The following is an 8,370-nucleotide window of genomic DNA, read 5'->3' on the forward strand; positions in this document are numbered from 1 at the left end:
CGGAAGATCGCCTCGGGCAGGCTGCGCGCGTCCATGCTGGAAAGCACCGCGGTCAGGCAGGTCAGCGCCCATACGGCGATGCCGTCGATGCCCGCCGAGAAGTTCTCCCGCATACTCTGCTTCGCCCGTACGGCGGAGGTGACGATCGCCACCTCAATGAACGCGAACAGCAGCAGGCGAAGCGGCCACCACAGGTCCAGGACGTCGTCGGCGAACCGCCACATGCCCTGAGCGGACACCCCGGTGGCGATGCCTGCGGCGATGAACGTCAGGACGTCCTCGGCGGAGCTGCGCCTGATGACGGCGGTTAGCGCCCGGGCGCCGCGGCGGAGTTGCCACCAGGCGGCGACGACCAGAGCGAGCGCGACTAACGCGGCACTGATCCACCGAACTTGCGGAGGAATCGTCTCAAAAAGATCAACGATGCTATCGCTGACCTGCATGGCAGCACTAATGTGCGTCATGGCTGCAGACCTCTTGTCTTGAAGGGCGGGTCTGTGGCAAGTCCTCCGGGTCGGGCGTTGGCGCGCCTGGCCCGGGGGCACAGCGGTTATTCGGTTGTGTCTCCAGAGTTGGCGCTCTGGTCTCTCCACTTCAGCGACACCATTTGCTGGGTGATCTCAGCTAGGTCCGCCGTTCGCTCTTGTGTCCAGGTGCGGTTACCTGCGCGTCTGCGTCGGCCTGCTTCCTGGATGAGTGCGTCTCGTTCCTCGGTGGCCTGTTTGAGGCGTTGCGCTGTGGCGCGGAGTCTGTCGGCCAGCATTTCGTCGCTCAGCTCCTCCAATGACTCCGGCACCTTCCCTGTGTAGCACTAGGTCAAGATCGATACAAGTTACTTGTAGAGAATGGCATAAGAGTGGCCCCGTCTCCTGTGGCCCTCCTGAGGGGAGGAGAGACGGGGCCACCTGCCCCACGCCGCATGGCCCTCCAGCCAGTGGTGTGAGGCGACCCGGCCGCACGGCGAGTGTTCGTGGGGAAGCCGGGGTTTGCTCGCCCGCCCTCTGCGCGGGTGTGGTCCGGCAGAGGGCGGGCCGTCTATCGGTCCTTCTCCGGGGTGTCGCGGCTGCTGAGGATCTCTCCTGCCACGGTCGGGTACTTCTGGATCAGGTCGCGGAGTATCTCCTGCTGCTGCTGTGGAGATTGAAGGTTTAGCCACGTCTTGCCGTGGATCTGGTGTGCGAAGGCGCGCTGCCAGTTGTCGGTCGTCCACACCTCAGCCAGACGCTCCCAGGTGCCGTAGGTGGCGAGGATGTTACGGGTCGCGTCTTGGAGCTCTTGCCGGTCCTCCTTGTTCGTGCGTTTGGCGAGAGCCTCCTCGTAGGCGGCTTTGAGCTGAGCGCCGGTGACGTCGCCGTACATCAGGGGCCAGTTCGCCATCTCCACGAAGTCCGTCATGCGGCACGCTCCTCGCGCAGGACGGCCTCGGCTCGGCGCCGCCAGCGGGCTATGCAGGTGTCGAGCACCTCCCGGCTCCCCGTCGTGATGGCAAAAGTCCAGGATCGGCCACTATGGTCGGCTTTGCCGGTATCCCAGAAGATCAGGTAGTAGCCGCGCGGCGGACGACGCAGCCGGACGCGATCCACCTCTGCGGACGTCAGCCGCCCCTCCCAGATGGCGCAGTACTCTGCGCGGATCTCGAAGCCGCTCATGCCGCCCGCCTCCACACGTAGGCCAGGCGCAAGACCGCGGCCTTGATGTGGGCCTGCTCCGGGCTGCTGGCGGTCGCCTGCTCACCGGAGGCTTTGTGCTGGAGGTGGATGACACCGTCTACGGTCCGGGCGTCACAGTTAGGGATGCGGAGGAGGGCCATGACCCGGACGGTAAGAGGCGCCGAGCTGGCAACTCAATGAAATTGCCTCAGATTGCCGCAACTGCTTCGAGTATCAGCTCTCTCGCAGCCTGCCCGAACGCTGCTGCGGCCTGCATCCGCTCAAATGTCCGGCCATAGAGGGCAATTTCGCGCGGTTGTGTAATCGTCAACTGGGCGCTAACCGTCTCCACCCGTACGGTCAAATCGTCGAACATGAGGAAGCCCTCGGCCGGCCAGACCTCGCGAGAGGCTCTCGACGGGACGATGCCCAGGCTGACTCGCTGGAGGCTCATCGACGAGATCAACCGGTCGAACTGGCCCGCCATCACGTCCGGGTCACCCACCCGCGTCCTGAGTGCCTGCTCCTCGATCACGAACAGGAATCGGCGATCGCCGCCGTACAGGACCCTCTGCCGGTCCATGCGCGCCTCGACGGCATCGTCCACGTCGTCAGGAAGAGACAGGAAAAGGCGGACCTGCCGCATGACGGCGGCTGCATAAGCGGGCGTCTGCAGCAGGCCAGGAACGAGAAAGGGATGGTAGACCCGGAGGAGGCTCGCTTGCTCGTACAACGGCACGGAGGCTTCTTGCCGCCGCTTCAGGCCTACACGAAGCTGGCGTTGCCACTCCACATAGGCGGACTCGATGTTGCGGCGAGTGGCGATCAGGTCCGCGAGCTGGTCCTGTGCGTCACAGATGCGGCACCAGGCCCGTAGGTCGTCCTCGGATGCGTTGCGTGTGCCCCGCTCTATCCGGGTGACCTTCGACGGTTGCCAGCCAGCCATATCGGCGAGCGCCCGCCCCTTGAGACTCGCGTTCTCGCGGATCTCTCTGAGGCGGGCGCCAAACGCTTCCTTCGCCTGCTGGATCTGTGCCGTCACGGTCGCGCAGTGACAGGCTTGTACTCAGCGTGGGGAACGGCTATCGACCACAGCAGATCCCTGAGCTCAACGCAGCGAGACACAACACCCGGGTCCTCGACGAGATCGCGGCCTGCAGACAGGCCTTCCCCATCGAACCGGTTTACGACCACGATCCGATCGTCGAGCAGCCACCAATCGCTCCCCTCAACAGGGAACGCCGCCTGCTCGGGCAGGAGGTGGCGCGGTAGCCACCGGATGTCCTCGCCGGCCTCGATGTTGTGGACTGTGTCTTGCCATTCGAACTGGATGTAGTCGCTGATCGGCTCACTGATGACACGGACACGGCGGACGGTCTTGCCTGTTGCGGCTTTCGCTCGGACTTTGTCTGTCCAGTCGGCGAACCAGGCCGCGACGTCCTCGTGTGATTGCCGTTCCCCGGCAAGCCATCTGCCGAATCGGGTCTGTTCGCCTGCCACTCCGTAGGAGTCTCGAAGTTCGAGGTGGAAGGCATCCCGCTCGAAACTGTCGAACAGGACGCGCCATTCTTCAATGGTCAGTGGGCGCATGATCCTGATCTACCACTAGGCGCAGTGCCGCCGGTACCTCCACTGCGGATTCGTGTGTGGGCAGGTTCATCTGCCGGAGCGCGTCGGGGTCGACGACTGGCTGACCGTAGACGCGGTATGTGCCACGGTCGGTGAGCCCGACCTGTGGTGGGAGGTCGGCTGCATCTGGGCGCAGGCGACTATGTGCGAGCTGAGCCAGGAGTGGGCGGGGGACTTCGACGGAATGCGGATCTCCGTCAACGATCCAGCCTCTGACGACGAAGGTGTCGCTGTCGGTCTCGTAGAGGGTGGGGCATTCGTCCTTCTCGCAGTAGTCGTTGCCGCCGAGGTAGGTCAGCCTCACGTGCGCCTCCGTAGAGTTGCCGGGAATTGCCCATCACGCGGATGGTCCATCGAATCGCATCACCCGTCAACGTCGGAACGGCTGCAGGAGTTTGTCGCCACTCTGGAAGGGCCTGAACGGGGGTGTCTGTGGTCTGCGCAGATAGTCAGATGTACCGCCACAGCCGGATAGTTGGCGGGTCTGAGCGCCTGCCATAGCGTGAAGATCGTCCCGCTGACCTGGCGCCGCGAGGCGCGTCCTCCCAGGAAGGCGAATTCAACATGCGTAGAACCTGGGGTATGCCGGGGTACGCCGGGGCATGCCGGGGTCGACCGCGGTCACCCCCGGCATGCCGGACCACCCTCGTCCTGTGACGCAGTTCGAGTTCAAGGACAACGAGTACCGTTGGGTGCAGGTCTATGAGCTGCTAAAACAGCGCATAGCGGACGGTGTCTACCGGCCGGATATGCCGTTGCCCTCGGAGCGGCAGCTTGAGCAGGAACTCGGAGTCGCGCAGAAGACGATCCGCAAGGCGTTCCATCGGCTGCGGGCTGAGGGGTTCGTCTACACGAAGCCGCATCTCGGCACATTCGTAACGGATCACTCTAGAGATGTGGCGGACACGCAAGGGCCCTAAGCCTCACACTGCGAGTGGCTACCGAGACAGGCCCTCCCGGCGATTGAAGCGCCGGGAGGGCCGCCCCCAGTCGCGGCGGCCAATTCCCCACTGACGCGCCAGGACTGAGCATGCAAGCTCACCAAGAGCGACTGATTCGCGCCACCCCGTAGTAGGTCATGAAACTAGCTCATGACGCCAGTGGCAAGGGGACAACGCAGAAATCATTTACGGGCTTGGCCGAAAAAATTGGACCGGCCCGGACGACTCCCCACGAGCCATCACAGGCCGGCCCAGCAGTCCGGTGACCGTCACCTCTGCCAGTCTCCGGCGCGGGGTATCCCTCAGCTACCCGCGTGTGGTTGTTAGACGCCCGATCTCCCATCGGGGGTTACAACTGCCTCGGTCAGTTTGACAGAGGCAGTTGGGGAGCGAGTCGGGGTGGGCGATAAGGTGGGCGATGATCAAGCTCGCTCAGTCTGGGTCAGATCGGGTCAGCCTGGGCGAGGATGGGCGCTGACCTGGCCTTTCTCTCTGCGCTGCTGATCAGAGAACCGCAAACTAGAGCTTGTAAACAGAAGGTCAGGGGTTCGATTCCCCTCGTCGGCTCTGCATCTCAAAGGCCCCTTTCCTTGATCGGGAAGGGGCCTTTTTGATCTTGCACAGCACGGTTGTACAGCTACCGGATCAGGGTCTACCTCACGCCGAGTTCCTTCCGCACCGCTCCGATGTACGCATCGAACGCTGCTTGAAGTTCGGACTGATCTCCCTTGCCGTTCGTCCCGAAGAAGGCGAGCAATTGATCCTTGGCATTCTGCGCGGCGCGATGGCTCGCGGTGGACGCGAAGATCTGCACCACTAGCAGTGCGTTGAACAGTCGCTCGAAATCGTCCGGATCAAGATCGGATGGTGGAGGACCTTCCGGATAGCTGCTGTACTGGACTGCCGAGGACCAGTACCCGTCGAAGATCTTCAAGAACTCTACGTGGGCGTCACGGCGTTGGTCGAAGAAACGTCCGCTCACCTCTCGCCGGCCCTGCCAGTACTGCGTCAACGCAGCTCCACCGAGAGCGCTCAGCGCTCCTAGGATGACCTGCCACATGCGCATCCCCTCCTGTTGTGGATCCGAGTGTGTCCACGGTGGCAGAAGTCCCTGAGGCGTAGAGGGTGATCAAAAGGAAAGGCCCCGCCGGAACCGACGGGGCAGGGAATCGTGAGTGGCTATTTGTGAGACTGCCGAAGCGCCCGTACGAGCTGGTCCAGGGCTTTCCTCGTCTCCGGAGTCGGTATCTGGGTGTAGACGTTCATGGTTACGGAGATCTGGGGGTCTGAGGATCTGCATGGCAACCCGTGGGTGGACGCCCAGAGCGGCCAGTAGGGACGCGCACGTATGGCGGGTGTCGTGAACACGGATCATGGGGACGTCGGCGTTGCGGCAGTGCGCGGCGAAGGCACGGTTGAAGTTGCGCGGTTCGATCGGGGTGCCGTGTCGGGTGGTGAAGACCAGGTCGGTGGGAGGCCAGTTCTCGGCGGCTTCTGCTGCTGTGGTCTGCTTGGCCTTGCGGTGATTGAGGGCGGCAACACACAGGTCCAGGAGAGGGAGCGTGGTCGTCGAGCCGTCCGTCTTGGTGGTGTCGCGGTGAAGCAACTGGCCACCGACCCTTGTGAGCTGGTGGGAGATGGCCACCTCTTCGGTCTGGAAGTCGACGGCTGACCAGGTCAGGCCCAACACTTCGCCCCGCCGGAGGCCGAGAACGAGGATCAGGACGTATGCGGCATACAGCGGGTCGTCGACCTTCCTGAGGTGTTCGAGGAATCGGCGTGCCTCGTCCACGCTCCACACGGTTTTGGCTTTGCGCTTCTTGGTCTGGCTTGCGCTGGGCAGGCTGGTGAGAGCTGCGACGTTCTTGGATATCAGCTCTTCTCGGATCGCTTGGTTGAGTGCTGCGCGCAGGGTGCGGCGAATGCCGATGATCGTGTAGCGGGCGGGGTAGCTCTTGCAGCATTCGCCCTTGGCGCAGCATTTCTGCTTGGCTTCATCGCGTTTGTGATCCTTCTTCTGTGCGCAGCAGGTGCAGAGCTTGGGCAGCGTGTTGATCCAGATCTGAACGTCGCGGACGGTCAGTTTGTCCAGGCGCTTCTTGCCGATCCCGGGGATGATGTAGAGCCGGACGAGCGGCTCGTAGGCCACGTAAGTCGTCGGCTCCCGGTTGGGCTCAATCACCTCCGCCAGCCATCGCTTCAGGAAGGCCGCCACGGTCTCGTGCTTGGTGGCGACCGGCCCCTTGGCAGCTTGCTCGTGGAGCTTGAGCCACTTCTCGTGCGTCTCCTCACGGGTCTTGCCATAGGCCCACTTACGGGTCTGGTTGCCCTCCGGCGTAGTGACCCAGACGTAGCCGGCCCACTGGCCCTTGTAGGGGAAGATCGAGCCCTCACTGTTGGCACGGGTACGGCGGCGCTTGGGCTCTTCCGGCGTTGCGAGAGCGGTCTTGGTCGGCATTACGCGGCTTCCTCTCGCAGGCTGGAGACGTAGGCAGTGAGGGCCGATGCGGGGATACGGCGGCAACGGCGGGAGACGATGACGGACTCCAACTCGCCGGAGCGGATGAGGTTGTAGAGCGTCCACCGGCTGACCTGGAGGTAGGCCATGGCGTCGGGAACCGTGAGCATGGGGTCGCCGGTCATCACACACCGCCCTGTGCGAGTGCGATCGCGAGCAGCGCGTCACTCTCCGAGTGACCGCGGCCTGCGTACTGCCAGTGGGCGACGACCAGGACGGTGTCTTCGTCGAAGAGGGGGAGGCGGCCGGTGGTGATCTCCTCCGTGCGCATGTGTTCCTCGCGAGCGGAGCGGAGGGCGCCGAGGGTGGTGGAGTATCGGCGGGACTTGGTGGAGAAGTGGCCGCGGAAGCCGAGCATGTGGGCCCATTGGGTGAGCCGGAGGTGGGCCAATTCGTCGAGGGCGCCCAGGGTGAGGCATTCGGCGATCAGGCGGCGGGCGTGGTCGCGGATGGGGAGGGCGGCCAGGTCGTCGAGGGGGTTGATGCGGCGGTCGAGGGTGCCGACGCATTCAGCTGCTTTGGTGGCGTACTTGGCGATGTAAGCGGCGACGGCTTGTTCGGTGAGGTCGCCGGTCATGGTGATGGGGCGGATGTCGAGTTGGTTGCCCCAGCGGAGCGTCGTGTTGGTGGTGGGGATGTCGACGGAGACGGCTCCGGCTGCGTGTTGTACGGCTTGCGCCAGGGCGTCGTGGGTGGCCCAGGATGGCGGAGGTGTGGCCGGTCCGGTGGGGCCGTCGAGGCGGATCACCGCGTGGAAGTGGACGACGCCGCGCCGCTGGTACTCGGCGACCTTGGCGAAGGAGACGGTCACCTCGTCGCGGAGGGCTTTGAGGGTGAGGCCGGAGATCTTGGCGAAGCGCCGGCGGAGGGCTTCGGTGAAGCGTCGCCAGAGCTCCGGGGCTACGGCGTTGAACAGGACCGAGCCGGTGTAGTCGTAGCAGTCGGGGCACAGCGGTTCGCCGAGACGTGGGTCGTCGGCGGTGTGGCGGGCCGTACAGGACATGACGCGCCCGTGTGGGCAGGTGGGGGCGTCGCGTCGGGCGTGGCACGGCCCTTTGGCCTTGTGCGAGTGGACGGTGCCGAAGGACGGCGCGGTGAGGGTGACGAACAGGCACGGGTGCGTGGAGACGGTGGACGGGACGCCTTTGCCTCCGATCAGGCCCGCGCGGACGAGCTGGTAGGTGTCGGAGCGGTAGGTCTCGGCGCAGGAGGGGCAGCGGGAGGCGCGGCGGGTCTTGCATGAGACGCGGAGGATGCCGTCCGGCTCCAGGTGGGTGCTGTAGCGGTGGAGGATTTGGCCGGTGGCGCGGTCGTAGTGTTCGACCTTGCCGCGTAGGTGGATCGGTTGTCGGCAACCGCCGGTGCGCTTGATCTGTGCGGCCCAGCGATCGTAGTCGGGAGCGTGGAGCCGGGAGATCATCCCGGCTACCGCGTGGGACTGGGGCAAGATGGGATCCGTCCTATCCGGAAGTGGTGGGATGTCCCCTCACCTGGCGCGGAACTTGGCGGTTGTGTGGCCAGGTGAGGGGACCTCACGGCTAGGAGCCGTTTCTTAGATCTGCTGACTAATTGTGGTGATGTTGTCACGATTGGGTCATGGGTCGTGGTGATCTGACCAATGCGGAGTGGGAAC

General features: G+C 64.3%; 10 protein-coding genes and 1 pseudogene. 1 reads left to right on the forward strand and 10 read right to left on the reverse strand.

All coding sequences use genetic code 11. The features are described 5' to 3' along the window. From ACFWYW_RS58410 to ACFWYW_RS58435, 6 genes and pseudogenes are all read right to left on the reverse strand, one after another. Positions 1-443, reverse strand: a pseudogene (locus ACFWYW_RS58410) (hypothetical protein); the annotation flags it as partial. 592 nt (positions 444-1,035) lie between these two features. Next, the gene (locus ACFWYW_RS58415; protein ID WP_379627867.1) at positions 1,036-1,395 is read right to left on the reverse strand and encodes a hypothetical protein; all 360 of its coding nucleotides are present in this window, start codon (positions 1,393-1,395) and stop codon (positions 1,036-1,038) included. Next, positions 1,392-1,649: a hypothetical protein gene (locus ACFWYW_RS58420; RefSeq protein ID WP_379627865.1), complete on the reverse strand. Its 258-nt coding sequence runs from the start codon at positions 1,647-1,649 to the stop codon at positions 1,392-1,394. The genes ACFWYW_RS58415 and ACFWYW_RS58420 overlap by 4 nt, the downstream gene beginning before the upstream one ends. Before the next feature lie 208 nt (positions 1,650-1,857). Further along, a complete protein-coding gene (locus ACFWYW_RS58425) occupies positions 1,858-2,691 on the reverse strand; it encodes a helix-turn-helix domain-containing protein (RefSeq protein WP_379627863.1) in 834 nt (277 codons plus the stop codon). After that, entirely contained in the window at positions 2,688-3,239 is a 552-nt protein-coding gene (locus tag ACFWYW_RS58430; protein WP_379627861.1) for a DUF6879 family protein, read from the reverse strand. Before ACFWYW_RS58430 ends, ACFWYW_RS58425 begins: the two co-directional genes overlap by 4 nt. Continuing rightward, positions 3,220-3,582, reverse strand: a complete 363-nt coding sequence (locus tag ACFWYW_RS58435; protein ID WP_379627859.1) for a hypothetical protein — start codon at positions 3,580-3,582, stop codon at positions 3,220-3,222. The genes ACFWYW_RS58430 and ACFWYW_RS58435 overlap by 20 nt, the downstream gene beginning before the upstream one ends. 349 nt (positions 3,583-3,931) lie before the next feature. Here ACFWYW_RS58435 and ACFWYW_RS58440 point away from each other — a divergent pair, with 349 nt between their 5' ends. Next, a complete protein-coding gene (locus ACFWYW_RS58440) occupies positions 3,932-4,198 on the forward strand; it encodes a winged helix-turn-helix domain-containing protein (protein WP_379627857.1) in 267 nt (88 codons plus the stop codon). Between the two features lie 673 nt (positions 4,199-4,871). Here the strand turns inward: ACFWYW_RS58440 and ACFWYW_RS58445 are convergent. From ACFWYW_RS58445 to ACFWYW_RS58460, 4 genes are all read right to left on the reverse strand, one after another. Further along, positions 4,872-5,279: a hypothetical protein gene (locus ACFWYW_RS58445; RefSeq protein ID WP_379627855.1), complete on the reverse strand. Its 408-nt coding sequence runs from the start codon at positions 5,277-5,279 to the stop codon at positions 4,872-4,874. A 69-nt stretch (positions 5,280-5,348) separates the two neighbouring features. Then, positions 5,349-6,677, reverse strand: a complete 1,329-nt coding sequence (gene xerC / locus ACFWYW_RS58450; protein WP_379627853.1) for a tyrosine recombinase XerC — start codon at positions 6,675-6,677, stop codon at positions 5,349-5,351. After that, positions 6,677-6,862 carry a helix-turn-helix domain-containing protein gene (locus tag ACFWYW_RS58455; protein ID WP_379627850.1) on the reverse strand — a complete coding sequence of 62 codons (186 nt, stop codon included), beginning with the start codon at positions 6,860-6,862 and terminating at the stop codon, positions 6,677-6,679. Before ACFWYW_RS58455 ends, xerC begins: the two co-directional genes overlap by 1 nt. Continuing rightward, entirely contained in the window at positions 6,862-8,184 is a 1,323-nt protein-coding gene (locus ACFWYW_RS58460) for a replication initiator (RefSeq protein ID WP_379627848.1), read from the reverse strand. Before ACFWYW_RS58460 ends, ACFWYW_RS58455 begins: the two co-directional genes overlap by 1 nt. Positions 8,185-8,370 lie beyond the last annotated feature (186 nt).

The organism is Nonomuraea sp. NPDC059023 (assembly GCF_042740095.1).
Lineage (GTDB): Bacteria > Actinomycetota > Actinomycetes > Streptosporangiales > Streptosporangiaceae > Nonomuraea.